Source organism: Micromonospora sp. A200 (assembly GCF_029893845.1).
GTDB classification, from domain to species: Bacteria; Actinomycetota; Actinomycetes; order Mycobacteriales; family Micromonosporaceae; genus Micromonospora; species Micromonospora purpureochromogenes.
In genome coordinates this window covers 124,139-146,652 of record NZ_JARXXY010000001.1, presented here as the reverse complement: position 1 = coordinate 146,652, position 22,514 = coordinate 124,139, and the positions used below count along the sequence as shown (strand labels likewise).

The following is a 22,514-nucleotide window of genomic DNA, read 5'->3' as shown; positions in this document are numbered from 1 at the left end:
TACCATCGGCACAGGAGTCGAGAGGGAGGCCGTCATGACCACATCGATCGAGATGCCCCGGGTGCAGGAGTGCACCGTCGCGTCCTGCGCTTACAACCGCACCAACGACTGCCACGCCTTCGCCATCACCGTCGGCAGCAGCGACCACGCCCACTGCCACACCTTCGTCGAGATGCCGGTGCGGGGCGGGATCGAGGAGCTCATCGCACAGGTGGGCGCGTGCAGCCGGTCGGACTGCCGGCACAACTCGGAGCTGGAGTGCCACGCCCCGGCGATCACCGTCGCCCCGGACCAGGACATGGCCGACTGCGTGACGTACCAGCCGCTGACCGTGTGAGCCCGCGCGACCGGGCGGTCGCGCGGGCGGTGGGCCGCGGTCAGGCGGTGAGACCGTTCGCCTGGCGGATCACGCCGACCAGTTCGTCGATGATCCCGGTCAGGGCGAAGTCCTTCGGGGTGAAGACCCGGGCGACCCCGGCGGCGCGCAGCGCCTCGGCGTCCCCGGCGGGGATGATGCCGCCGACGACGACTGGCAGGTCAGCGCGGCCGGCCGCGCGCAGCCCGTCCAGCACCGCCGGCACGGCCGCCAGGTGCGAGCCGGAGAGCACCGAGAGCCCGACCAGGTCCACGTCCTCCTCGACGGCGGCGGCGACGATCTGCCCGGCGGTCAGCCGGATGCCCTGGTAGACCACCTCGAAGCCGGCGTCCCGGGCGCGTACCGCGATCTGCTCGGCGCCGTTGGAGTGCCCGTCCAGGCCCGGCTTGCCGACCAGCAGCCGCAGCCGGCCGCTGCCCAGCTCGCCGGCGGTGGCGGCGACCCGTTCCCGGACCGCGACGAGGGTGGCGTCCCCGCCGACCCCGGCCGCGCCGGTCAGCCCGGTCGGCGCGCGGTACTCGCCGAAGACCTGGCGCAGCGCGCCGGCCCACTCGCCGGTGGTCACCCCGGCCCGCACGCACTCCAGCGTCGCCGGCATCAGGTTCGCCGTGGTCGCGGCGTCCGCCCGCAGCCGGGCCAGTGCCGCGTCGACCGCCGCGTCGTCCCGGCCGGCCCGCCATTCGCGTACGGAGGCGGTGGCGGCCGCCTCGACCGCCGGGTCGACCTGCTCGACGGACTCCGCGCCGGCCGCGGTCAGCGGGGAGGGCTCGGTCTCGGTGTACCGGTTGACGCCCACCACCACGTCGGCGCCGGACTCCATCCGGCGGCGTCGGTCGGCCAGCGAGGCGACCAGCGCGCTCTTGAGGTAGCCGCTCTCCACGGCGGTCACCACGCCGCCCATCTCCAGGACCTTCTCCAGCTCGACGCGGGCGCCGGTGACGATCTCGTCGACCAGCGCGGTCATCACGTGCGAGCCCTCGAAGAGGTCGGGGTACTCCAGCAGGTCCGACTCGAACGCGAGCACCTGCTGCATCCGCAACGACCACTGCTGGTCCCACGGCCGGGGCAGGCCGAGCGCCTCGTTCCAGGCGGGCAGCTGCACCGCGCGGGCCCGGGCGTCCCGGGAGAGGGTGACGCCGAGCATCTCCAGCACGATGCGCTGGATGTTGTTCTCCGGCTGCGCCTCGGTCAGGCCGAGCGAGTTGACCTGCACGCCGTAGCGGAAGCGGCGCTGCTTGGGGTTCTCCACGCCGTAGCGCTCGCGGGTGATCTCGTCCCAGAGCGCGCCGAAGGCACGCATCTTGGCGATCTCCTCGACGAAGCGCACCCCGGCGTTGACGAAGAACGAGATCCGCTGGACCACGTCGCCCATCCGCTCGGCGGGCACCTGGCCGGAGTCGCGGACCGCGTCCAGCACGGCGACGGCGGTGGCCAGCGCGAAGCCGACCTCCTGCACCGGCGTCGCGCCGGCCTCCTGGAGGTGGTAGGAGCAGATGTTCGTCGGATTCCAGCGCGGCATCTCGCGCAGCGTGTACGCGATGATGTCGGCGGTCAGCCGCAGCGACGCCGCCGGCGGGAAGATGTACGTCCCCCGGGACAGGTACTCCTTGATGATGTCGTTCTGCGTCGTCCCCGCGCAGCGGGACAGCTCGGCGCCCTGCTCCGCGCCGACCGTGCCGTAGAGGGCGAGCAGCCACATCGCCGGCGCGTTGATGGTCATCGAGGTGTTCATCTCGGCGAGCGGGATGCCGTCGAAGAGCGCCCGCATGTCGCCCAGGTGGGCCACCGGCACCCCGACCCGGCCCACCTCACCGGCGGCCAGCTCGTGGTCCGGGTCGTACCCGGTCTGGGTCGGCAGGTCGAAGGCGACCGACAGACCGGTCTGGCCCTTGGCCAGGTTGCGCCGGAAGAGCGCGTTGGTGGCCGCGGCGGAGGAGTGCCCGGCGTACGTGCGCATCACCCAGGGGCGGTCGCGCTCCGGCAGCCGGCCCGGGAGTGCCTTCTCGTCCATGGCCGGAGTTTAAGTTACCGTTCAGTAAAACGGGCTGTGGAAAACCACACAGGTCCATGGAGCGGACCACCGGGCACGGCCGACGCGACATGGCCGACACCACCACACCCCGGCCGGCCGGGACAGCGTCCCAGGTCGCACACTGGACGTCATGGATGACGAGCTCGCGATCTCCGTACGGGGACTGCGCAAGGCGTACGGCGACACCGTCGCGGTGGCGGGGGTCGACCTCGACGTCCGGCGCGGCGAGGTGTTCGCCCTGCTCGGCCCGAACGGCGCGGGCAAGACCACCACGGTGGAGATCCTGGAGGGCTACCGGCAGCGCGACGCCGGCGAGGTCTCGGTGCTGGGCAGCGACCCGGCCCAGCCGGCCGCCGACTGGCGGTCCCGGGTCGGCATCGTGCTCCAAGGCACCGGCGAGTTCGACGAGCTGACCGTGGCCGAGGTGGTTCGACACTTCTCCGGCTTCTACCCGGACGCCGAAGACCCGGACAAGGTCGTCGAGCGGGTCGGGCTGGCCGGCAAGGCGAAGGCCCGCACGCACACCCTCTCCGGCGGGCAGAAGCGCCGGCTCGACGTGGCGCTGGGCATCATCGGCCGCCCCGAGCTGCTCTTCCTCGACGAGCCGACCACCGGCTTCGACCCGGAGGCCCGGCGGGAGTTCTGGGAGCTGATCCGGGACCTGGCGGCGGCCGGCACCACCATCGTGCTGACCACCCACTACCTGGACGAGGCCGAGTCGCTCGCCGACCGGGTCGGGGTGATCGCCGGCGGCCGGCTGATCGAGGTGGCCCCGCCGAACCGGCTGGGCAACCGGCAGGAGGCCCTGGCGACCGTGGCCTGGCGCACCCCGGACGGGACGCCGCAGACCGCGCAGACCGCGACGCCGACGGCGCTGGTGGCGGAGCTCGCCGCGCGCTTCGGCGGCGAGGTCCCCGGCCTGACCGTGACCCGGCCGACCCTGGAAGACGTCTACCTGCGGATGATCGGACAGTCATGACGACCACGACGAAGCCGGCAGCCCCGGTCGCTGCCACCGGTGGCCGGCGGGTGGGGCCCGGGGCCCTCGCGCTGCGGCAGGGCCGGCTGGAGATCACCCAGTTCCTGCGCAGCCGGGAGTCCGTCGTCTTCACGATGGGCTTCCCGATCATCATGATCCTGATCTTCGCGGCGATCTTCGACGGCACCGTCGGCGGCGGGGTGAAGTACACCCAGTACTTCATCACCGGCATGATCGCGACCGGGCTGATGACCGTGAGCTTCCAGAACCTGGGCATCTGGATCCCCATCGAGCGGGACCGGGGGGTGCTCAAGCGCTACCGGGGCACGCCGATGCCGAAGTGGGTCTGGTTCGCCGGCAAGGTGATCATGGTGGTGGCGATCGGCGTCGCGGAGACCGTGCTGCTGCTGGCCGTCGCCGTGACGCTGTTCGACCTCGACCTGCCCGGCACCGCCGCGAAGTGGTTCACCTTCGGCTGGGTCTCCGTGCTCGGGGTGACCGCCTGCACCCTGTGCGGCATCGCCATCTCCTCGCTGGCCCGCACCGCGCGCAGCGGCTCCGCCGTGGTCACCCCGGTCGCCCTGGTGCTCCAGTTCATCTCCGGGGTGTTCTTCGTCTTCACCGAGCTGCCCACCTGGATGCAGCAGGTCGCGGCGCTCTTCCCGCTCAAGTGGATGTGCCAGGGGCTGCGGGCGGTCTTCCTGCCGGAGAGCTTCGGCGCGCAGGAGCCGGGCGGCTCCTTCGAGCTGGGCCGGGTCGCCCTGGTGCTCGCCGCGTGGTGCGTCGTCGGCCTGGTGCTCTGCCTGACCACCTTCCGCTGGACCACCAAGCGCGACGGCTGAACCGGCGGGGCGGGCGCGGCGCCGCCGGGCCCGCTCACTCGCCGGCGGCGAGCGCGACGCCGAGCGGCGTACGCCAGTAGAGCACCTCGCGCCCGGACCGCCGCTTGCTGACGGCCCCCGCGTCCAGCAGCACCCGCAGGTGGTCGCTCACCGTACCGAGGGACAGCCCGGTCACCGCCATCAGCTGCGAGGTGCTCAGCGGCGCATCAAGCCTGGCCAGGATGTTGGCCCGGTTCGCGCCGATCAGCCGGGCGAGCCCGTCGGGTGCCGGTGAGGTGGGATCGACCAGGATCCCGCGCGCCGGATACACCATCCCGAACCGCGTCGGCTTGTCCCAGACCACCCAGCCGCGACGGCAGTGCGCCGGGAGGAAGACCAGCTGCTCGGCCTCGTTCAGCGACAGCGGCGGCTCCAGGTAGTCGTTGATCTGGAGACGGCCGTCGCCCAGCCAGCGCATGTCGCGATTGAGGTCGGCGAACACCCCGGCCCAGCCGCCCGTGCTCAACGCGGCGGTGCGGGCCACGATGTCCGCGCGGAGCCGGCGTTCCCGCTCCGGCCACTCCGGCTCGACGGTGTGCGTCCAGACCCAGTCGAGGAGCTCCACCACCTGCCTGGTGAGACCGTCCGCCAGCAACTCGGCGGCGAGCGGCGCCGGCCGGGTGGCGCGCAGGTCGGCCCGGATCCGCTCGTCGGACAACCTCCCGACGGCCGCCAGCTCCGCCGCGAACGTCGGTTCCGGCGAGGCGGGCGCGACGGTGAGGAAGTCCGCGGTCCACCGGGGATTGAACGACGCGGGCAGCAGCGCCCGGGCCACGGGCCGAGCGGCCAACATCCGCCGGAACGCCTCGATATGGCGCTCTCGCCAGGCACGCTGCCAGGGCGTACGCGGGTGATACAGCGCGTGCAGCGCGGCGACCGTGTCGACCATCGGCGAGACCGCGAAGCGGCTGCGCGCGAGCAGATCCGATGGCACCTGCCAGACGCCCACGTTTCGCCTCCAGACGTAACTCTAGGAGATCCACTCGGCGGCCCACACGATCGTGCCCGTGAGAACGTACGCAGACCTGTTCGCGGCCCGTGAGTTCCGCAACCTGTTCCTCGCCAACTGCGCCGGGATCGCAGCGCACACCACGTCAGCGCTGGCGCTGGGCGCGTTGACCTATGCGTCGACCGGCTCGGCACTGCTCACCGCGCTCAGCATGTTCGGCGCACCGCTGGCCGGCGTGCTCGGCAGCCTGACGTTGCTGTCGGCCGCGGACAGTCTGCCGCCCCGCCGGGCGCTGACCCTCGCCGCGGTGCTGGTCACCGTCGGAGCGGCGGTGCAGGCCGTGCCCGGGCTGCCACTGTGGGCCCGCTTCACGATCATCTTCGTCAGCGCATACGTCGGCTCGATCACCGGTGGGGCCAGGTGGGCGCTGCTCACCGACATCCTGCCGGCCAACGCCTACGTACTGGCCCGGGCCACGATGAACACGAGCGTCGGGGTGATGCAGATCGCCGGGTTCGGGCTGGCCGGCGCCCTGCTCGTCCTGCTGACCCCGTACCAGGTGTTCCTGCTCGCCGCGGTGCTCCGGGCGGTGGCCGCCGCGGTGGGCTGGTTCGGGCTGTCCGAACGCCCGGTCCGGGTCACCGAGCGGACGACGATCGCGCGCACCGTGCGGGTGAACAAGGAACTCTGGAAAGACCCGGGCCGCCGGTCCCTCCTCCTGAACCTGTGGGTGCCCAATGGTCTGATCGTCGGGTGCGAGGCGCTCTTCGTCCCGTACGCCGGTGATCGCGCCGGCTTCCTGTTCGCCGCTGCCGCCCTCGGCATGCTGATCGGCGACGTGGTGGTGGGGCGGTTCCTGACCGTGGCCCGCCGGGAGCGGTGGGTTCCCGCGCTGCGGTTGCTGCTCGCAGTCCCCTATCTGGTCTTCCTGCTGTCGCCGCCGCTACCACTGGCCATGGTCGTCGCACTGATCGCCTCGGTCGGCTTCGCCGCCGGGCTGCCGTTGCAGGAGCGGCTGATCGCCCACTCGCCACCCGAGGCCCGTGGCCAGGTACTCGGCCTGCACCACAACGGCATGCTGGCCGGGCAGGCGGTGTGCGCCGCGCTCGCCGGCACGGTCGCGGACCTGGTCCCGGCGTACTGGGCCGTCGCGCTGCTGGCCGGGGCGTCGCTGGCGGCCACGCTCGTGCTCACCGCCGGGCTGCGGCGGACCGCCCCCGCCGGTGCGGGGGCGGTCCGTTGAGCGGCCGGGGGGCCGCCCCCGGCTGCCGGTCAGTACGTGTAGAAGCCCTTGCCGGTCTTGCGGCCCAGGTCGCCGGCGGTGACCATGCGCTGGAGCAGCTCCGGCGGGAAGAACTTCTCGTCGGCGGTGTCGGTGTAGATGTTCTTCGAGGCGTGCAGCAGCACGTCCACGCCGGTCAGGTCGGTGGTGGCCAGCGGACCCATGGCGTGGCCGAAGCCGAGCTTGCAGGCGGTGTCCAGGTCCTCGGCCGACACCACGCCGGACTCGACCAGCTTGACCGCCTCGACGACCAGCGCCGCGATCAGCCGGGTGGTGACGAAACCGGCGATGTCCCGGTTGACCACCACGACCGTCTTGCCGATCCCCTCGGCGAACGCCTTGACCGTCGCCAGCGTCTCGTCGCTGGTCTTGTAGCCCCGGACCAGCTCGCAGAGCTTCATCATCGGCACCGGCGAGAAGAAGTGGGTGCCGACGACCGCCTCCGGCCGCTGCGTCACCGACGCGATCTGGGTGACCGGGATGGCCGAGGTGTTGGTGGCCAGCACCGCGTCGGCCTTGCAGATCTTGTCCAGCGCGCGGAACACCTCGTGCTTGATCTCCAGCCGCTCGAAGACCGCCTCGACCACGATGTCCGCGTCGGCGACCGCCTCCAGGTCGGTGGTGGGGGTGATCCGGCCCAGCGTCGCCTCGACCTCGGACGCGTCGATCCGGCCCTTCTCGGCGAACTTCTCCAGCGACTTCCGGATGCCGTCGACGCCCCGCTTGGTGGCCGCGTCGTCCAGGTCGCGCAGCGTCACCTGCCAGCCCGCCTGCGCCGCCACCTGGGCGATGCCCGAACCCATCAGCCCGGCACCGACGACCGCGAGTCGACCCGCCATCTGCTTCTCCCTCGCTGCGAATGAGTGTCTGTCTGCACCCTAGTCGGCGAGCCTGAACGACGGCTAAGGCCCCGGCCGCGGCGGCGAGGCCGGTCAGATGGTGAGGTCCGGGGCCTCCGGCGCGGTCCCCCGCTCCACCCGCACACCGAGCGCCCGCAGGTCGGCCACGAAGTCCGGATAACCCCGGTCCACGTGATACACGTGGGAGACCTCGGTGACCCCCTCGGCGCAGAGCCCCGCGATGATCAGGCCCGCGCCGGCCCGGATGTCGGTGGCGCGTACCGGGGCGCCGGAGAGGCGGTCGCGACCGCGTACCACCGCGTGGTGGCCGTCGGTCTTGATGTCCGCCCCCAGCCGCATCATCTCGTTGGCGAACATGAACCGGCCGTCGAAGATGTTCTCGGTGATCAGGGAGGCGCCGTCACTCACCGCGGCCAAGCCGATCGCCATCGGCAGCAGGTCGGTGGCGAAGCCCGGGTACGGCAGGGTGACCACGTCGACCGCGGCGGGCCGGTCGTCGGCGCGTACCCGGAAGGCGTCGCCGCGGGTCTCCACCAGTGCGCCGGCCGAGACCAGCTTGTCCAGCGCGACCTCCAGGTAGGCCGGGTCCACGCCGGTGACGGTGACGTCCCCCCGGGTCATCGCGGCGCCGAACGCCCAGGTGCCGGCGACGATCCGGTCCCCCACCGTGGCGTGCCGCACCGGGTGCAGCTCGGGCACCCCGACGATCCGCAGCGTGGAGGTGCCCGCGCCGGAGATCCGCGCGCCCATCTGGTTGGCCATCGTGCAGATGTCGACGATCTCCGGCTCCCGGGCCGCGTTGTCGATCACCGTCACGCCGCGGGCCAGCACCGCCGCCATCACCAGGTTCTCGGTCGCCCCCACGCTGGGGAAGTCCAGCACGATCTCCGCGCCGTGCAGGCCGTCCGGAGCTGACGCGATGACGAAGCCGTGCTCACCGGAGATGTCCGCGCCCATCCGGGTCAGCCCGGAGATGTGCATGTCCAGCCCCCGGGAGCCGATCGCGTCCCCGCCCGGGTGGGCCACCCGGACGTGCCCGCGACGGGCCAGCAGCGGGCCCAGCACGCAGATCGACGCGCGCAGCCGGCGGACGAGGTCGTAGTCGGCCTCCACGCCGGGCCGCTCCGGGACGTCGATGACGACCGAGCGGGACCGGGCGGCCCCACCCCGGGCGACCATCGGGTCGACCGGATCGTCCGCCTCGAACCGCACGCCGCAGCCGAGCCGGCGCAGCACCTCGCCCATGATCGCGATGTCGGTGATCCGGGGGACGTTGGTGATCACACTGCGCCCCGGGGCGAGCAGCGCGGCCGCCATCAGCTTGAGCGCGGAGTTCTTGGCGCCCACCACGTGCACCGTGCCGGCCAGCCGGGCGTCGCCGCCGACCCGGATGACGTCGACGTCGTTGACCGCCTGGTCGACGCCGTCACCGGCCCCCGTTCCGCCCGGCCAGCCGAGGGCGGGGTCCGGCCGTGCCGGGATCGTCAGGTCCGGTATCCGTAGGCTGTGCGTCATGGCCGTCCACCTCACGCGCATCTACACCAAGGCCGGCGACGCCGGCATGACCAGGCTGAGCAACAACGAGCAGGTGCCGAAGACCGATCCGCGGATCGCCGCGTACGCGGACGTCGACGAGTGCAACGCCGCGATCGGCGTGGCGCTCGCCCTGGGGCAGCTCGACGAGGAGCTCCGGGCGGTGCTGGGGTCGATCCAGAACGACATGTTCGACGTCGGCGCCGACCTTGCCACCCCGGTCGAGCCGGATCCGGCGTACCCGCCGCTGCGGGTCACCGAGGAGTACGTGGAGCGCCTCGAGGGCTGGTGCGACGAGTACAACGCACGCCTGAGCAAGCTCGACTCCTTCATCCTCCCCGGCGGCACCGCTGGCGCGGCGCTGCTGCACGTGGCACGGACGGTCGCCCGGCGCGCCGAACGGGCCGCCTGGGCACTGGTCGCGTACGACCCGGATCGCACCAGCTCCCTTCCGGCAAAGTATCTCAACCGCCTCTCCGACCTGCTGTTCATCCTGTCAAGAACGGCAAATCCGGACGGAGATGTGCTATGGGTGCCGGGCGGTAAGCGCTGAGCGTCGGCGCGCTGCACCACGTCGAGGTCTGGGTGCCCGACCTCGACGCCGCCCGGGCGAGCTGGGGCTGGTTGCTGGGCGAGCTGGGCTGGACGCCGTACCAGGACTGGCCCGCCGGCCGGTCCTGGCGGCTCGGCCCGACGTACCTGGTGCTGGAGGAGTCCCCCGCGCTGTCGGGGCGGACGCACGACCGGCTCGCCCCCGGGCTCAACCACCTCGCGTTCCACGCCGGTCCGCCCGCCGCGGTGGACCGGCTGGTCGCGGCCGCGCCCGCGCACGGCTGGACGCTGCTCTTCCCGGACCGCCACCCGCACGCCGGCGGCCCGAACACCTACGCCGCCTACCTCACCGACATCCAGGGGTACGAAGTCGAGCTGGTCGCCTCCGACGAACCCGGTAAGGGTGCAAGGTGAACAACCGCGCCTGGACGACGCAGCGGGCGGCGTGAAGGGTTTCCGGGGAGCCCACCCGCGGAGGGATCAAGCCTGACCGCCCGGAGCGGGTGGGCTCCCCGGAAACCCCGACGGTGAGTGGAGACGGGTCAGGCCGCGGGCCAGTCCTGGGAGGCCATACGCGGCGAGGCCGCCCCGGGCGGGGCGGCCTCCAACCAGCTGAGGAATCCGGTGACGGTGGAACGCGCCATGGCGATCTCGACCGGAGCGTGGTGACTGGTACACCGGAGGATCACCCAGTCGGCGGGCATCGAGAGACGCTCCTGCCCCTCCGGCAGGCGCCGTCGCTCCACCACCAGCTCCTTGCGGGAAAGCACCCGCTTGGGTCGCAGGGCGAAGCTGAACATCCGGTACCACCGGAGCTCGTCGCCGACGAAGCGCCCGAAGCCGGGCGACCAGCCCCGGCCGTCGAGCACCGTGGTGACTCGGACGCCGAGCCGGATGATGCCTCCGCTACGGGTGACCAGTGCCCGCCGGATGAAGAGGATCAGGATCGCGGCGACGACCACCGCAAAGCCGATTCCGATCCCTTCCACGATCTCCATCGGCGGGTCGGCTCAGCGCGCGGGGGTGGCCGGGGAGGCGCTCTCGGCGAGGACGGTGACGCCCTCACCGGTCACCGACAGGAAGCCGCCGGCGATGTCGTACGCGACCTGCTGGCCGCCGACCTGCTTGATGCGGACCTGGCTGGGCTCCGCCAGCTGGCCGAGCAGCGGCGCGTGCCCGGGCAGCACACCCAGCTCACCCTCGGTAGTCCGGGCGACGACCATCTCGGCCTCGCCCGACCAGACCTTCTCCTCGACGGCTACGAGCTCGACGTGAAGCTGCTGTGCCACGCTGTCTCCTTGCTGCGGCGGCGGAATGTCGAAAGTCTAGTCCCGCGGCCGGGAGCGCCCCAACGCGGGTGGCGAGACCTGCGCCACCCGGTGTCGTGACACGCGGAGCCGGGCCGGCGGGAGGCCGGCCCGGCGGTGGCGCGAAGGTCACTTGTTCCGGTTGCGGAACTCCGGGTGTTCGAGCAGGAACCCGTCGAGCTGCTCGTTCTTCAGCGCGGTGAAGAAGTCGTCCGCGGCCGGCAGCAGCCGCTCGCCCCGGTACGCGCTGCCGGTGCCGAGCCCCTCCCCCGGCAGCTTGATCAGCTCGACGTTCTCCGGGCGCACGCCCTTGAGGGCGACGGCGAAGTCGACCACGCTGTTGCCCCGGCCGTTGAAGGTCAGCGACTGGCCCGCGGCCCGGATGACCCGGTCCAGCTTGATCGGGTTGGTCACCACGTCGGCGCTGAACGCCTGCTTGACCATCGCCTTGATGAACTGCTGCTGGTGGCGTTGGCGGCCGTAGTCGCCGTCCGGGACGCCGTTCTTGGGGTAGCGCTGCCGCACGTAGTCCAGCGCCTGCCAGCCGCTCAGGTGCTGGTTGCCCTTCTTGTACTCCGCCTGCGGCCCGATGTAACCGGGGCCGTTCGGGTTGCCCTTGCGGTGCGTGCCGTCGGGCTCGCGGTGCTCGGACTGCACGTCCCGCTCGATGTACATGTCGACGCCGCCCATCGCGTCGACGATCTTCTGGAAGCCGGTGAAGTTGATGATCGCGCCGGCGTCGAACCGCTCGATGCCGGTCACGTTCTGCACGGTCTTGGCGAGCAGCTCGAAGCCCTGCGGGGCGCTCGGGTTCTGCCCCTGCACGACGCTGCCGTGCGACATGGCCCCGTTGAGCTTCCCGGCGCCGCCGGACCAGCCGGCCTTGTCGAACTCCGGGATGTCGACGTACAGGTCGCGGGGCAGGGAGAACAGGTACGCCCGGTCCATCGTCTCCGGCACGTGCAGCACCATGATCGAGTCGGCCAGCGGCCGGTCCTCCGGCTTGCGCGGGTCGGTGCCGACCAGCAGGATGTTGAGCGGGCCCTTGACGTCGCTCTTGCGCTCCTGCGCCCCGGCCGCCTGGTCGCCGAAGAGGTCGGCCTTGCCGACGGCGCCCTCGTACCGGGCCAGCAGCGCCTCGTAGCCGACCAGCACCACGCCGCTGAGCAGCATGAGCACGGCGCCGAAAATGGTGCACGTCCTGGCCCACCGCGGCACGCCCGACCACATGGACGGCTTGCCGCCGCCCTTGCCGGCCTTACCCACGAGCTTCTCCATTCGTCGTCACGCCCACAACTCAAGGGACGGGCGGACGCAGCCGAAAAGTTGCACCGGATCGACGCCGATTGGCGGGCGTCGCGCTCGAAACGGTACCCCGCCGTCGTGGGAATCGCTCTCCCGACAATCGGACATTCGGTCCGACCAGGCCCGCAACGGCCGAAGGCCACCCCGGCGAACCGGGGTGGCCTTCGTCAGTTGTGGCGGAGTTCTCAGCCCTCCGACATCAGTTCCTTCGCCTTGCGCTCCAGGTCCTCGAGACCGCCGCACATGAAGAAGGCCTGCTCGGGGAAGTGGTCGTACTCGCCCTCGCTGATCTTCTTGAACGCCTCGATGGTCTCGCTGATCGGGACCGTCGAGCCCGGCACGCCGGTGAACTGCTCGGCGGCGTAGGTGTTCTGCGACAGGAAGCGCTCGATCCGCCGGGCCCGGGCCACGGTGATCTTGTCTTCCTCGGAGAGCTCCTCGATGCCGAGGATGGCGATGATGTCCTGCAGGTCCTTGTAGCGCTGCAGGATCCGCTTCACCTCGGTGGCGACCTGGAAGTGCTCCGGGCCGACGAACTCCGGGGCGAGGATCCGGGACGAGGACGCCAGCGGGTCCACGGCCGGGTAGATGCCCTTGTCGGAGATCGACCGCTCCAGGTTGGTGGTCGCGTCCAGGTGGGCGAACGTGGTGGCCGGCGCCGGGTCGGTGTAGTCGTCCGCCGGCACGTAGATCGCCTGCATCGAGGTGATGGCCTGGCCCCGGACGGAGGTGATCCGCTCCTGGAGCTCGCCCATCTCGTCGGCCAGTGTCGGCTGGTAACCCACGGCGCTCGGCATGCGGCCGAGCAGCGTGGAGACCTCGGAACCGGCCTGGGTGAAGCGGAAGATGTTGTCGATGAAGAGCAGCACCTCCTGCTTCTTCACGTCGCGGAAGTACTCCGCCATGGTCAGCGCGGACAGGGCGACCCGCAGCCGGGTGCCCGGCGGCTCGTCCATCTGACCGAAGACCAGCGCCGTCTTGTCGATGACGCCGGACTCGGTCATCTCGGCGATGAGGTCGTTGCCCTCACGGGTCCGCTCACCCACGCCGGCGAAGACCGACGTACCACCGAAGTTGTTCGCGACTCGGGTGATCATCTCCTGGATGAGCACCGTCTTGCCCACGCCGGCACCGCCGAACAGGCCGATCTTGCCGCCCTTGACGTACGGGGCAAGCAGGTCGATGACCTTGATGCCGGTCTCCAGCATCTCGGTCTTCGGCTCCAGGTCCGCGAAGGCCGGGGCCTTGCGGTGGATGCCCCAGTGGTCGTCGGGCTGGAGCGTCTCGCCCTCGGCCAGGTTGAGGCACTCGCCGATGGCGTTGAAGACGTGGCCCTTGACGGTGTCACCCACCGGAACGCTGATCGGCGAGCCGGTGTCGCTCACCTCCGTGCCGCGGACCAGGCCGTCGGTCGGCTGCATCGAGATCGCGCGGACCATGTTGTCACCCAGGTGCTGGGCGACCTCCAGGGTCAGCGTCTTCCCGCCGCCGGCGAGCTTCACCTCCACCCGCAGGGCGTTGAACAGGGCCGGCATGGCGTCGCGCGGGAACTCGGCGTCGACGACCGGGCCGATGACCCGGACCACGCGACCCGTGGCCGTCTTGGTCTCCACTGGTGCAGTCATCACACTTCACTTCCCGACGCGGCCAGCGCGTTCGCGCCGCCGACGATCTCGCTGATCTCCTGGGTGATCCCGGCCTGGCGGGCCGAGTTCATCTCGCGCGTGTACTTCTCGATCATCTCTTCGGCGTTGTCGGTGGCGCTCTTCATCGCCCGCCGCCGCGCCGCCGACTCGCTCGCCGCCGACTCGATCAACGCCGCGTAGATCCGCGTGTTGATGTACTTCGGCAGCAGCGCGTCGAGCAGCGCCTCGGCCTCCGGCTCGAACTCGTACGCCGGCAGCAGACCCTCGGACCGCGGACGGTCCTCGACCTGCATCGGGCCGATGATCTTCGCGACCGGGTTCTGGGTCATCAGGGAGTGGAACTCGGTGTAGACGATGTGCAACTCGTCGATGCCGAGCACCCCGTCCGCCCCGGCGCCGCCGTCGACGTCGTCCGCACCGGCCGAGAACGCCTTGATCAGCGTCTCGCCCACGGTGCGGGCGTCGGCGAACGTCGGCTGCTCGGAGAACCCGGTCCAGTTCGCCTCGATCGGCCGGTTGCGGAACCGGTAGAACGTGACGCCCTTGCGCCCGATGACGTAGAGCACCGGCTCCTTGCCGTCGGCCTTGAGCCGGGCGATCAGCGACTCCGCCGTCCTGATCGCGTTGGAGCTGTAACCGCCGGCCAGGCCGCGGTCGCTGGTGACCAGCACGACGCCCGCCCGCCGCACCCGCTCACGCGGGGTGAGCAGCGGGTGGTCGATCCGCGCGTTGGACGCCAGCGCCGTGAGCACGCCCGTGATGGCCCGGGCGTACGGCAGGGACGCCTCCACCCGGGCCTGGGACTTGGCGATCCGGCTCGTCGCCACGAGCTCCATCGCCTTGGTGATCTTCTTCATCCCCTTCGCCGAGCGGATCCGCTGGCGAAGAACGCGAACCTGGGCAGCCATGGATCAGCTCTCTGCCGGGCGGTCGGTCGAGCCGTCCCGGAAGCGGGTCACCGTCTCGCGGTTCTCCTCGCCCTGGAGCGGCGCGGCCGGGGCCTCGTTGATCCGACGCTCGTCCTCCTTGCCCAGGAAGACCTGCTTGAACTCGGTGATGGCCGACTCCAGCGAGCCGATGATGTCGTCGCCCCACTTGTTGTCCGCGATCGCCGCCAGCACACCCTCGTGCTTGTGCCGCAGGTACTGGAGGAACTCGGACTCGAAGCGACGCACCTCGCCGACCGGGATGTCGTCCAGCTTGCCCTCGGTGCCGGCCCAGACCGAGACGACCTGCTCCTGCACCGGGTACGGCGAGTAGTTCGGCTGCTTGAGCAGCTCGACCAGGCGGGAACCGCGCTCCAACTGGGCGCGGGAGGCCTTGTCCAGGTCGGAGGCGAAGGCGGCGAACGCCTCCAGCTCGCGGAACTGGGCCAGGTTGAGCCGCAGCGAGCCGGCGACCTTCTTCATCGGCTTGACCTGCGCGGCGCCACCGACCCGGGAGACCGAGGTGCCGACGTTGATGGCCGGCCGGACGCCCTGGTTGAACAGGTCGGTCTCGAGGAAGATCTGGCCGTCGGTGATCGAGATGACGTTGGTCGGGATGAAGGCCGAGATGTCGTTGGCCTTCGTCTCGATGATCGGCAGGCCGGTCATCGAGCCGCCACCCAGCTCGTCGGAGAGCTTCGCGCAGCGCTCCAGCAGGCGCGAGTGCAGGTAGAAGACGTCACCCGGGTACGCCTCGCGGCCCGGCGGGCGACGCAGCAGCAGCGACACGGCCCGGTACGCCTCGGCCTGCTTGCTCAGGTCGTCGAAGACGATCAGGACGTGCTTGCCGCCGTACATCCAGTGCTGCCCGATGGACGAGCCGGTGTAGGGGGCCAGGTACTTGAAGCCGGCCGGGTCGGAGGCCGGGGACGCCACGATGGTGGTGTACTCCATCGCGCCCGCCTCCTCCAGGATGCCCTTGATCGAGGCGATCGTGGAGGCCTTCTGGCCGATGGCGACGTAGATGCAGCGGACCTGCTTCTTCGGGTCGCCGGAGCGCCAGTTGTCCCGCTGGTTGAGGATGGTGTCCAGGGCGACCGTGGTCTTGCCGGTCTTCCGGTCACCGATGATCAGCTGCCGCTGGCCCCGACCGACCGGGGTCATGGCGTCGATCGCCTTGATGCCGGTCTGCAGCGGCTCGTCGACGGACTGCCGGGACATCACGTTCGGGGCCTGGAGCTCCAGCTCGCGGTAGCCCTCGTTGGCGATGTCGCCGAGCCCGTCGATCGGCTGGCCGAGCGCGTTGACCACGCGGCCGAGGAAGGCGTCGCCGACCGGGACGGAGAGCACCCGTTCGGTGCGCTTGACGCGCTGCCCCTCCTCCAGCTTGGCGGAGTCACCGAGAACGACGACACCGATCTCCCGGACGTCGAGGTTCAACGCCACGCCGAGCGTGCCGTCCTCGAACTCCAGGAGCTCGTTGGTCATGGTCGAGGGCAGGCCCTCGACGTGGGCGATGCCGTCACCGGTGTCGGCGACGGTGCCGACCTCCTCGCGGGAGACGTCGGCCGTGTAGGAGGAGACGTAGCGCTCCAGGGCGCCGCGGATCTCCTCCGTCGAGATGGTCAGCTCGGCCATCCTCTGCTTCCTTAAGTATCAGGGTCCCGGGATACCTAGTACCGACCGGTCCGAATGGCGTCGATCAGGGCTGCGGAGACGCTGGTCAGCGCTTCGCGAGCGCGTTGCGGGTCTCGTTGAGGCGGCGCAGGACGGTGCCGTCGTACAGGTCGGAGCCGACCTGCACGCTCACCCCACCGAGCACCTCCGGGTCGACCGTCTGCTTGACGGAAACCTCTCGACCGTACATCGCGGAGAGGCGGGCACCCAGGCGTCGCTCCTCCTCGTCAGTCAATGGGGCTGCCACGGTGACGTACGCCACCTGGCGGTCCCGCCGTTCGGCGGCCAGCTCGACCAGCCGGGTGAGCGATCCGGTGAAGGAACGCCCCCCGAAGCCGGCCAGCGCCACCTCGATGAGGCGGACGGTGGCCAGCTTGGCCTTGCCGGCCAGCAGCTCGCCGACCAGGACACCCCGCTGGTCTACCGGGGCCACCGGGTTCGACAGCACCGCGCTGAGCCCGGGCTGGCCGGCGACGACCTGCCCGAAACGGAACAGCTCGTCCTCGACCTCGCCCAGGTCGCCCGCGGCATCGACGCTGGCCAGCACGGCCTCCACGCCGAGCCGCTCGGCGCCGTCGAGCAGTTCCGACGGCGCCGACCAACGGCCGGAGACCAGCGCGGCGAGCAGGTCGAGCGCGCCCTCGCTGATCTTGCCCCGCAGCATCTCGCCGAGCAGACCGGCGCGGTCCGCGGCGGACCGGGCGGAGTCCGAGAGCGCCCGCCGCAGCCGAGTCTCCCGCCGGAGCAGGGCGGCGACGGCGAGCAGGTCGTTCGCGGTGTGGGCCACCGCGACCGGGTCGGCACTGCGCGCGTACGCGTCGAGGTGCTCCGCCGCGACCTTGTACGACTCCCGGCTGGCGGCCTGCATCAGCGGGCCCCCGCGCTCTCGAGACCGCTCAGGAACCGGTCGACGGTGCCCTTGCGACGAGCCTCGTCGGCGAGCGACTCACCGACGATCTTGCTGGCCAGGTCGACCGCGATCGTGCCGACCTCCGTGCGCAGCTCGCGCACGATGGTGGCCCGCTCGGCGGCGAGCTGCTCCTTGCCCGCCGCGATGATCCGGTCGGACTCCTCCCGCGCCTTGGCGAGGATGTCCTGGCGGATGCCCTCGGCGTCGGCCCGGGCGTCGTCCCGGATCTTGGCGGCGTCGGTGCGCGCCTCGGCGAGCTGCGCGCGGTACTGCTCGAGGAGCTGGTTGGCCTCGGCCTGAGCGGCCTCGGCGCGCTTGATGCCACCCTCGATCGCGTCGACCCGCGCCTGGAACGTCTGCTCCATGCGGGGGAAGACGAACTTCATCAGCACGAAGCAGAGCACGGCAAAGGCGACCGTCCCGACCACGAGCTCCTGCCACAGCGGGACGATCGGGTTGTGGGCCGTTTCACCACCTTCGGCGGCGAGCAGGTGGTACATGGTTACCTCCCGGTCAACAGGGGTGGATCAGGCGCCAGCCCAGATGAAGCCGAAGGCGATACCCAGCAGCGCGAGCGCCTCGATGACGGCGAAGCCGATCCAGACGTACGGCAGGGTCATCCGCGACGACTCCGGCTGGCGGGCGGTCGACTGGATGTAGGCGGCGAAGACCAGGCCGACACCGATGCCCGGGCCGATGGCCGCGAGACCGTAGCCGATGGCGGCGGTGCTGCCCTCTACCGCGGCGTAGACGTCCATTAGTGGGTTCCTCCTGGTTATCACGCGTGACGGTCACGCGGGACGACAACTGTTGGTGCGAAGTGGATCAGTGCTCTTCGGCGAGCGCGCCCTGCACGTAGCTGGCGGTCAGCACCGTGAAGACGTAGGCCTGCAGGACGATCACCAGGAACTCGAGGAAGGTGAGCGCGATGGTCATCACCCAGGACAGCACCGAGACCGGGGCCAGCCAGGTGTTGGCGCTGAGCATCGCGAAGCCGCCGAGCGTGAAGACCAGCAGGAGCATGTGGCCGGCGAACATGTTCGCGAAGAGACGGACGGCCAGCGAGAACGGCCGGACGAGGAAGGTCGAGAAGAACTCGATCGGGATCAGCAGCGGCAGGATGTACCAGGGCGCCGGCGGGATCAGGGAGTTCTTGATGAACTTGCCGGCGCCGTGGTGCTTGATGCCGGCGTAGATGAAGAGCACGTAGCTGATCACCGCGAGGATCGCCGGGAAGGCGATGTGCGAGTTCGGCGAGATCTGGAAGCCCGGCAGGATCGCGAAGAAGTTGGTCAGCAGGATGAAGCAGAACAGCGTGGTGAAGTACGGCGCGAACCGCACCCCCGCGTGCCCGATCATGTCGACCGCGATGTTGTTCCGCACGAAGCCGTAGATCGACTCGGCGAACCACTGCTTCTTCGTCGGGACCAGCTGCGGCTTCCGGTAGCTGGCCAGGAAGAAGATGATCAGGACGCCGACCGCGATCCAGACCATCGCCGTGATCTTGGTGAACCAGTACGAGTCGTGCGCACCCCAGGGCAGGATGCTGGGCAGGTAGAAGTCCTCCACACTGGGTGGGAATGCCGCCTGGCCCGCTGCCAGGACGTTCGCCTGTCCGAACACCGCGTCCCTTCCTAAGTAGGCGTGCCGAGTCGGCGGACGACCAGGACGATTCCCCCGGCCATGCCGAGCACGACGCCGATCCCGGTGGCGATGCCCCCGGTGTCGAGCCACTGGTCGACCAGCCAGCCGATGAAACCCCAGAAGACCATGCCCGTGATGAGGTATCCGAGCGCGGTCCAACCCTGGCCGGCACCGGACGGAACGTCGCCTGAGCCGCCGCTGGATCGGGGGGTTTGGTCATCAGCCATGACGGGGCGAACGATATCAGCCGGGAAGACGAGGCTGTGCCTCACCCCCCGCACAACCGTCGTTGTGTGGGCCTTTGGCGGGCGCGTCGTCTGGAGGCACGCTACTCCCCTTCGGCCGGCCAGAAAATGACCGAAGGTGGACAGACGCGCGCGTCGCCCGCCAGGTGGGACGGCGCTACAGATCCACCACGCTCGGTGTGCGCCAGACCGGTCAGCCGGCGACCCCGCGTCGGTGCACCCTGGTCAGCCACCAGATGTGCACCCCGGTCCAGACCGCCACGCCCGCCGCGATGCCGAGGCAGAGCGGGAGCAGCCCGTCCCAGCCGGTCGACGCCACGGCCACCATCACGACACCCAGCAGGGTGAACTTGGCGGCGTACAGGCCGAGCCCGAACGGGAGCACCAGCTGCGGGTTGACCGCGTCTGCCCAGGCCAGCACCACGGTGGTCAGCGTGTAGCTCGCCGCCGTCACCGCCACCCCGGCCGCCGCGCCCAGCGCCGCGTCGCCACCGCCGACCACCCCGCCCACCAGGGCGGCCACCGCACCCAGCAGCACCGAGGCGATCAGCAGCACCGGCAGGTGGCGCAGCCGCCAGCGCCGGTCCGCGGCCACCTCCGCCGCGCGCACCCCGGGCTCAGCCACGGGGGTACGCCGGGAAGGCGGCGGCCAGCTCGGCGACCTCGCCGGCGATCCCGGCGAGCGTGTCCGTGCCCCCGGGTGCGGCCGGGTCGGTGCGTACGGCGCGGGCGATCAGCGAGGCGACCTGGCGCATCTCCGGGACGCCCATGCCCTGGGTGGTGACGCTCGGCGTGCCGACCCGGATGCCGGAGGCCACCATCGGCTTCTGCGGGTCGTACGGGATCGCGTTCTTGTTCAGGGTGATGGTCGCGGCGTCGCAGCGGGCCTCGGCCTCCGCGCCGGTCACCCCGGTCTCGCGCAGGTCGATCAGGGCCAGGTGGGTGTCGGTACCGCCGGAGACCGGGCGCATCCCCTCGGCGGCCAGCCCGGCGGCGAGCGCCTCGGCGTTCTGCACCACCTGCCCGGCGTACGCCCGGAACTCGGGCTGCGCGGCCTCGCGCAGCGCGACCGCCTTGGCCGCGACGGCGTGCATCAGCGGGCCGCCCTGGGTGAACGGGAAGACCGCCTTGTCGATCCGGGCAGCCAGCGACTCCCGGCAGAGGATCATGCCGCCGCGCGGGCCGCGCAGCACCTTGTGGGTGGTGAAGCAGACGACGTCGGCGTACGGCACCGGCGACGGGATGGCCCGGCCGGCGACCAGCCCGATGAAGTGCGCGGCGTCCACCATCAGGTACGCGCCGACCTCGTCGGCGATCTCCCGGAACCGGGCGAAGTCGATCAGCCGGGGATAGGCGGTCGCGCCACAGATGATCATTTTGGGCCGGTGCGCCAGGGCGAGGTCGCGGACCTCGTCGTAGTCGATCAGCTCGGTGTCCGGCCGGACCGTGTAGCCGACCGGATGGAACCACTTGCCGGAGAAGTTGACCCGGCTGCCGTGGGTGAGGTGCCCGCCGTGCGGCAGGTCCATCGCCAGCACCGTGTCGCCGGGTTGCACCAGGGCGGCGTACGCGGCGAGGTTGGCGCTGGCCCCGGAGTGCGGCTGGAGGTTGGCGTGCTCGGCGTCGAAGAGCTCCTTCGCCCGGGCGATGCCGATCTCCTCGGCCCGGTCGACCTCGCCGCAGCCGCCGTAGTAGCGCCGGCCGGGGTAGCCCTCGGCGTACTTGTTGGTCAGCGTCGAGCCGAGCGCCGCGAGCACCGCCGGGGAGGTCAGGTTCTCGCTGGCGATCAGTTGCAGGCCGCCGCGCAACCGTTCCAGTTCGCCCAGCACCACCCCGGCGATCTCCGGGTCGACGGTACTGAGCTGCTGGAAGTCCGGCCCCCAGAAGGTGCTCGCGTTCTCCACAGCGAAGGAGTCTATGGGGCCGCACACTGGAAACCGTGAGATGCCTGGTCACCGGAGCCACGGGTTACATCGGCGGACGGCTCGCCCCCCGGCTGCTCGCCGAGGGGTACGAGGTGCGCTGCCTGGCCCGCAAGGCCGGGCGGCTGCGCGACGTGCCCTGGGCGGCGCGGGCCGAGGTGGTCGAGGGCGACCTGCGCCGGCCGGAGACGCTGCCCGCCGCGTTCGAGGGCGTCGACGTCGCGTACTACCTGGTGCACTCGCTCGGGCAGGCCGGCTTCGAGGCGGCCGACCGGGAGGCGGCGACCCACTTCGCCGCGGCGGCCGCCCGATCCGGCGTACGCCGGATCGTCTACCTGGGCGGCCCGGAGCCGAAGCAGGACGGCGGGGTCCCCTCGCCGCACCTGCGCTCCCGGGCGGAGGTGGCGCGGATCCTGCTCGCCAGCGGCGTGCCGACGGTGGTGCTGCGGGCCGCCGTGATCATCGGGTCCGGCTCGGCCTCGTTCGAGATGCTGCGCTATCTGACCGAGCGGCTGCCGGGGATGGTCACCCCGCGCTGGGTGCGCAACCGGATCCAGCCGATCGCGGTCCGCGACGTGCTGCGCTACCTGGTCGGCGCCGCGACGCTGCCGCCAGAGGTGGACCGGGCCTTCGACATCGCCGGCCCGGACGTGCTCACCTTCGAGCAGATGATGCAGCGGTACGCCCGGGTGGCGGGGCTGCGCCGCCGGGTGATCCTGCGGGTGCGGCCGCTGACGCCGTCGCTCTCCTCGTACTGGGTCGGGCTGGTCACCCCGGTGCCCAACAAGATCGCCCGGCCGCTGGTGGAGAGCCTGGTCCACGAGGCGGTGGCGCACGAGCACGACATCGCCCGGTTCATCCCCGACCCGCCAGGCGGGCTGACCGGCTTCGACGAGGCCGTGACGCTGGCGCTGGCCAAGGTGCGCGACGCCGAGGTGGAGACCCGCTGGTCCACCGCGAGCGGCCCGGACGCGCCGGCCGAGCCGCTGCCCAGCGACCCGAAGTGGTCCGGCGGCACGGTCTACACCGACGTCCGGACATGCGACGTGGCCGCCCCGACCAGCGCGCTGTGGCGGGTGATCGAGGGGGTCGGCGGCGAGCACGGCTGGTACTCGTTCCCGCTGGCCTGGTCGGTGCGGGGCTGGCTGGACCGGCTGATCGGCGGGGTCGGGCTGCGCCGCGGCCGGCGGGACCCGCACCGGCTCCAGGTCGGCGAGGCGCTGGACTTCTGGCGGGTCGAGGAGATCGTGCCGGGCGAGCTGCTGCGGCTGCGCGCCGAGATGCGGCTGCCCGGCCGGGCCTGGCTGGAGATGCGCGTCGAGCCCACCACCGACGGCCGCAGCCGCTACGTGCAGCGCGCCGTCTTCCTCCCCCGCGGCCTGGCCGGGCACGCCTACTGGGGCTCGGTCGCCCCCTTCCACGCCATCGTCTTCGGCGGGATGGCCCGCAACATCGCCCGGGGCGCCGAGCACGCCACCGGCTGACCCG

General features: G+C 71.3%; 24 protein-coding genes. 7 read left to right on the top strand and 17 right to left on the bottom strand.

Annotated features, from left to right (window positions below):
* Positions 1 to 34: 34 nt before the first annotated feature.
* Entirely contained in the window at positions 35 to 337 is a 303-nt protein-coding gene (locus tag M2302_RS00665; protein WP_280836012.1) for a DUF1540 domain-containing protein, read from the top strand.
* Between the two features lie 40 nt (positions 338 to 377).
* On the opposite strand, the gene M2302_RS00660 is transcribed toward M2302_RS00665, so the two are convergent.
* Positions 378 to 2,387: a protein meaA gene (locus M2302_RS00660; protein WP_280836011.1), complete on the bottom strand. Its 2,010-nt coding sequence runs from the start codon at positions 2,385 to 2,387 to the stop codon at positions 378 to 380.
* Positions 2,388 to 2,538: 151 nt separating this feature from the next.
* On the opposite strand from M2302_RS00660, the gene M2302_RS00655 reads away from it, so the two are divergent.
* Together M2302_RS00655 and M2302_RS00650 are read left to right on the top strand one after the other, a co-directional pair.
* Positions 2,539 to 3,387, top strand: a complete 849-nt coding sequence (locus tag M2302_RS00655; RefSeq protein ID WP_280836010.1) for an ABC transporter ATP-binding protein — start codon at positions 2,539 to 2,541, stop codon at positions 3,385 to 3,387.
* Positions 3,384 to 4,229: an ABC transporter permease gene (locus tag M2302_RS00650; protein WP_280836009.1), complete on the top strand. Its 846-nt coding sequence runs from the start codon at positions 3,384 to 3,386 to the stop codon at positions 4,227 to 4,229. Before M2302_RS00655 ends, M2302_RS00650 begins: the two co-directional genes overlap by 4 nt.
* Before the next feature lie 34 nt (positions 4,230 to 4,263).
* On the opposite strand, the gene M2302_RS00645 is transcribed toward M2302_RS00650, so the two are convergent.
* Positions 4,264 to 5,217, bottom strand: a complete 954-nt coding sequence (locus tag M2302_RS00645; protein WP_280836008.1) for a helix-turn-helix domain-containing protein — start codon at positions 5,215 to 5,217, stop codon at positions 4,264 to 4,266.
* Positions 5,218 to 5,275: 58 nt separating this feature from the next.
* Between M2302_RS00645 and M2302_RS00640 the strand changes: the two genes are divergently transcribed.
* Positions 5,276 to 6,460, top strand: coding sequence for an MFS transporter (locus M2302_RS00640; RefSeq protein ID WP_280836007.1), 1,185 nt, complete (start codon positions 5,276 to 5,278; stop codon positions 6,458 to 6,460).
* A gap of 29 nt (positions 6,461 to 6,489) precedes the next feature.
* Here the strand turns inward: M2302_RS00640 and M2302_RS00635 are convergent, their stop codons facing one another.
* Both M2302_RS00635 and murA read right to left on the bottom strand, forming a co-directional pair.
* Positions 6,490 to 7,338: a 3-hydroxyacyl-CoA dehydrogenase family protein gene (locus M2302_RS00635; RefSeq protein ID WP_280836006.1), complete on the bottom strand. Its 849-nt coding sequence runs from the start codon at positions 7,336 to 7,338 to the stop codon at positions 6,490 to 6,492.
* 93 nt (positions 7,339 to 7,431) lie between these two features.
* On the bottom strand, positions 7,432 to 8,874 hold the full coding sequence (gene murA / locus M2302_RS00630) for a UDP-N-acetylglucosamine 1-carboxyvinyltransferase (protein ID WP_280836005.1): 1,443 nt from the start codon (positions 8,872 to 8,874) through the stop codon (positions 7,432 to 7,434).
* Here murA and M2302_RS00625 point away from each other — a divergent pair.
* Together M2302_RS00625 and M2302_RS00620 are read left to right on the top strand one after the other, a co-directional pair.
* Positions 8,873 to 9,445 (top strand): cob(I)yrinic acid a,c-diamide adenosyltransferase, encoded by a 573-nt coding sequence (locus tag M2302_RS00625; protein WP_280836004.1) that lies wholly within the window; start codon positions 8,873 to 8,875, stop codon positions 9,443 to 9,445. The two genes, murA and M2302_RS00625, sit on opposite strands and share 2 nt — an antisense overlap.
* The gene (locus M2302_RS00620; protein WP_280836237.1) at positions 9,442 to 9,858 is read left to right on the top strand and encodes a VOC family protein; all 417 of its coding nucleotides are present in this window, start codon (positions 9,442 to 9,444) and stop codon (positions 9,856 to 9,858) included. Before M2302_RS00625 ends, M2302_RS00620 begins: the two co-directional genes overlap by 4 nt.
* Before the next feature lie 128 nt (positions 9,859 to 9,986).
* Here M2302_RS00620 and M2302_RS00615 read toward each other — a convergent pair whose 3' ends face one another.
* From M2302_RS00615 to glyA, 13 genes are all read right to left on the bottom strand, one after another.
* Positions 9,987 to 10,442, bottom strand: a complete 456-nt coding sequence (locus M2302_RS00615) for a DUF2550 domain-containing protein (RefSeq protein WP_280836003.1) — start codon at positions 10,440 to 10,442, stop codon at positions 9,987 to 9,989.
* A 12-nt stretch (positions 10,443 to 10,454) separates the two neighbouring features.
* A complete protein-coding gene (locus tag M2302_RS00610; RefSeq protein WP_154942281.1) occupies positions 10,455 to 10,733 on the bottom strand; it encodes a F0F1 ATP synthase subunit epsilon in 279 nt (92 codons plus the stop codon).
* Between the two features lie 147 nt (positions 10,734 to 10,880).
* Positions 10,881 to 12,029 carry an LCP family protein gene (locus M2302_RS00605; protein ID WP_280836002.1) on the bottom strand — a complete coding sequence of 383 codons (1,149 nt, stop codon included), beginning with the start codon at positions 12,027 to 12,029 and terminating at the stop codon, positions 10,881 to 10,883.
* 212 nt (positions 12,030 to 12,241) lie between these two features.
* Positions 12,242 to 13,681 carry a F0F1 ATP synthase subunit beta gene (gene atpD / locus M2302_RS00600; protein WP_280836001.1) on the bottom strand — a complete coding sequence of 480 codons (1,440 nt, stop codon included), beginning with the start codon at positions 13,679 to 13,681 and terminating at the stop codon, positions 12,242 to 12,244.
* Entirely contained in the window at positions 13,681 to 14,610 is a 930-nt protein-coding gene (locus M2302_RS00595; RefSeq protein WP_280836000.1) for a F0F1 ATP synthase subunit gamma, read from the bottom strand. The genes atpD and M2302_RS00595 overlap by 1 nt, the downstream gene beginning before the upstream one ends.
* A 3-nt stretch (positions 14,611 to 14,613) precedes the next feature.
* Positions 14,614 to 16,266, bottom strand: a complete 1,653-nt coding sequence (gene atpA, locus M2302_RS00590; protein WP_280835999.1) for a F0F1 ATP synthase subunit alpha — start codon at positions 16,264 to 16,266, stop codon at positions 14,614 to 14,616.
* 85 nt (positions 16,267 to 16,351) lie between these two features.
* The gene (locus M2302_RS00585; protein ID WP_280835998.1) at positions 16,352 to 17,173 is read right to left on the bottom strand and encodes a F0F1 ATP synthase subunit delta; all 822 of its coding nucleotides are present in this window, start codon (positions 17,171 to 17,173) and stop codon (positions 16,352 to 16,354) included.
* A complete protein-coding gene (locus M2302_RS00580; RefSeq protein ID WP_088960569.1) occupies positions 17,173 to 17,715 on the bottom strand; it encodes a F0F1 ATP synthase subunit B in 543 nt (180 codons plus the stop codon). Before M2302_RS00580 ends, M2302_RS00585 begins: the two co-directional genes overlap by 1 nt.
* Before the next feature lie 27 nt (positions 17,716 to 17,742).
* On the bottom strand, positions 17,743 to 17,973 hold the full coding sequence (locus tag M2302_RS00575; RefSeq protein WP_210776188.1) for an ATP synthase F0 subunit C: 231 nt from the start codon (positions 17,971 to 17,973) through the stop codon (positions 17,743 to 17,745).
* Positions 17,974 to 18,040: 67 nt separating this feature from the next.
* On the bottom strand, positions 18,041 to 18,838 hold the full coding sequence (atpB, locus tag M2302_RS00570; protein ID WP_210776187.1) for a F0F1 ATP synthase subunit A: 798 nt from the start codon (positions 18,836 to 18,838) through the stop codon (positions 18,041 to 18,043).
* Between the two features lie 11 nt (positions 18,839 to 18,849).
* Positions 18,850 to 19,086 (bottom strand): AtpZ/AtpI family protein, encoded by a 237-nt coding sequence (locus M2302_RS00565; protein ID WP_179801599.1) that lies wholly within the window; start codon positions 19,084 to 19,086, stop codon positions 18,850 to 18,852.
* Between the two features lie 211 nt (positions 19,087 to 19,297).
* Positions 19,298 to 19,729 (bottom strand): hypothetical protein, encoded by a 432-nt coding sequence (locus tag M2302_RS00560; protein WP_280835997.1) that lies wholly within the window; start codon positions 19,727 to 19,729, stop codon positions 19,298 to 19,300.
* Positions 19,722 to 21,008: a serine hydroxymethyltransferase gene (glyA, locus tag M2302_RS00555; RefSeq protein ID WP_280835996.1), complete on the bottom strand. Its 1,287-nt coding sequence runs from the start codon at positions 21,006 to 21,008 to the stop codon at positions 19,722 to 19,724. The genes M2302_RS00560 and glyA overlap by 8 nt, the downstream gene beginning before the upstream one ends.
* Before the next feature lie 35 nt (positions 21,009 to 21,043).
* On the opposite strand from glyA, the gene M2302_RS00550 reads away from it, so the two are divergent.
* Positions 21,044 to 22,510 (top strand): SDR family oxidoreductase, encoded by a 1,467-nt coding sequence (locus tag M2302_RS00550; protein WP_280835995.1) that lies wholly within the window; start codon positions 21,044 to 21,046, stop codon positions 22,508 to 22,510.
* Positions 22,511 to 22,514 lie beyond the last annotated feature (4 nt).

What these genes read in the sequence shown, in the direction of transcription:
- M2302_RS00575 (WP_210776188.1), bottom strand. Translation starts at nt 17,973, where the DNA reads ATGGACGTCTACGCCGCGGTAGAGGGCAGCACCGCCGCCATCGGCTAC.
- M2302_RS00665 (WP_280836012.1), top strand. Translation starts at nt 35, where the DNA reads ATGACCACATCGATCGAGATGCCCCGGGTGCAGGAGTGCACCGTCGCG.
- M2302_RS00565 (WP_179801599.1), bottom strand. Translation starts at nt 19,086, where the DNA reads ATGGCTGATGACCAAACCCCCCGATCCAGCGGCGGCTCAGGCGACGTT.
- M2302_RS00625 (WP_280836004.1), top strand. Translation starts at nt 8,873, where the DNA reads ATGGCCGTCCACCTCACGCGCATCTACACCAAGGCCGGCGACGCCGGC.
- M2302_RS00615 (WP_280836003.1), bottom strand. Translation starts at nt 10,442, where the DNA reads ATGGAGATCGTGGAAGGGATCGGAATCGGCTTTGCGGTGGTCGTCGCC.
- M2302_RS00595 (WP_280836000.1), bottom strand. Translation starts at nt 14,610, where the DNA reads ATGGCTGCCCAGGTTCGCGTTCTTCGCCAGCGGATCCGCTCGGCGAAG.
- M2302_RS00585 (WP_280835998.1), bottom strand. Translation starts at nt 17,173, where the DNA reads ATGCAGGCCGCCAGCCGGGAGTCGTACAAGGTCGCGGCGGAGCACCTC.
- M2302_RS00580 (WP_088960569.1), bottom strand. Translation starts at nt 17,715, where the DNA reads ATGTACCACCTGCTCGCCGCCGAAGGTGGTGAAACGGCCCACAACCCG.
- atpD (WP_280836001.1), bottom strand. Translation starts at nt 13,681, where the DNA reads ATGACTGCACCAGTGGAGACCAAGACGGCCACGGGTCGCGTGGTCCGG.
- M2302_RS00655 (WP_280836010.1), top strand. Translation starts at nt 2,539, where the DNA reads ATGGATGACGAGCTCGCGATCTCCGTACGGGGACTGCGCAAGGCGTAC.
- M2302_RS00605 (WP_280836002.1), bottom strand. Translation starts at nt 12,029, where the DNA reads ATGGAGAAGCTCGTGGGTAAGGCCGGCAAGGGCGGCGGCAAGCCGTCC.
- M2302_RS00660 (WP_280836011.1), bottom strand. Translation starts at nt 2,387, where the DNA reads ATGGACGAGAAGGCACTCCCGGGCCGGCTGCCGGAGCGCGACCGCCCC.
- M2302_RS00650 (WP_280836009.1), top strand. Translation starts at nt 3,384, where the DNA reads ATGACGACCACGACGAAGCCGGCAGCCCCGGTCGCTGCCACCGGTGGC.
- atpA (WP_280835999.1), bottom strand. Translation starts at nt 16,266, where the DNA reads ATGGCCGAGCTGACCATCTCGACGGAGGAGATCCGCGGCGCCCTGGAG.
- M2302_RS00635 (WP_280836006.1), bottom strand. Translation starts at nt 7,338, where the DNA reads ATGGCGGGTCGACTCGCGGTCGTCGGTGCCGGGCTGATGGGTTCGGGC.
- murA (WP_280836005.1), bottom strand. Translation starts at nt 8,874, where the DNA reads ATGACGCACAGCCTACGGATACCGGACCTGACGATCCCGGCACGGCCG.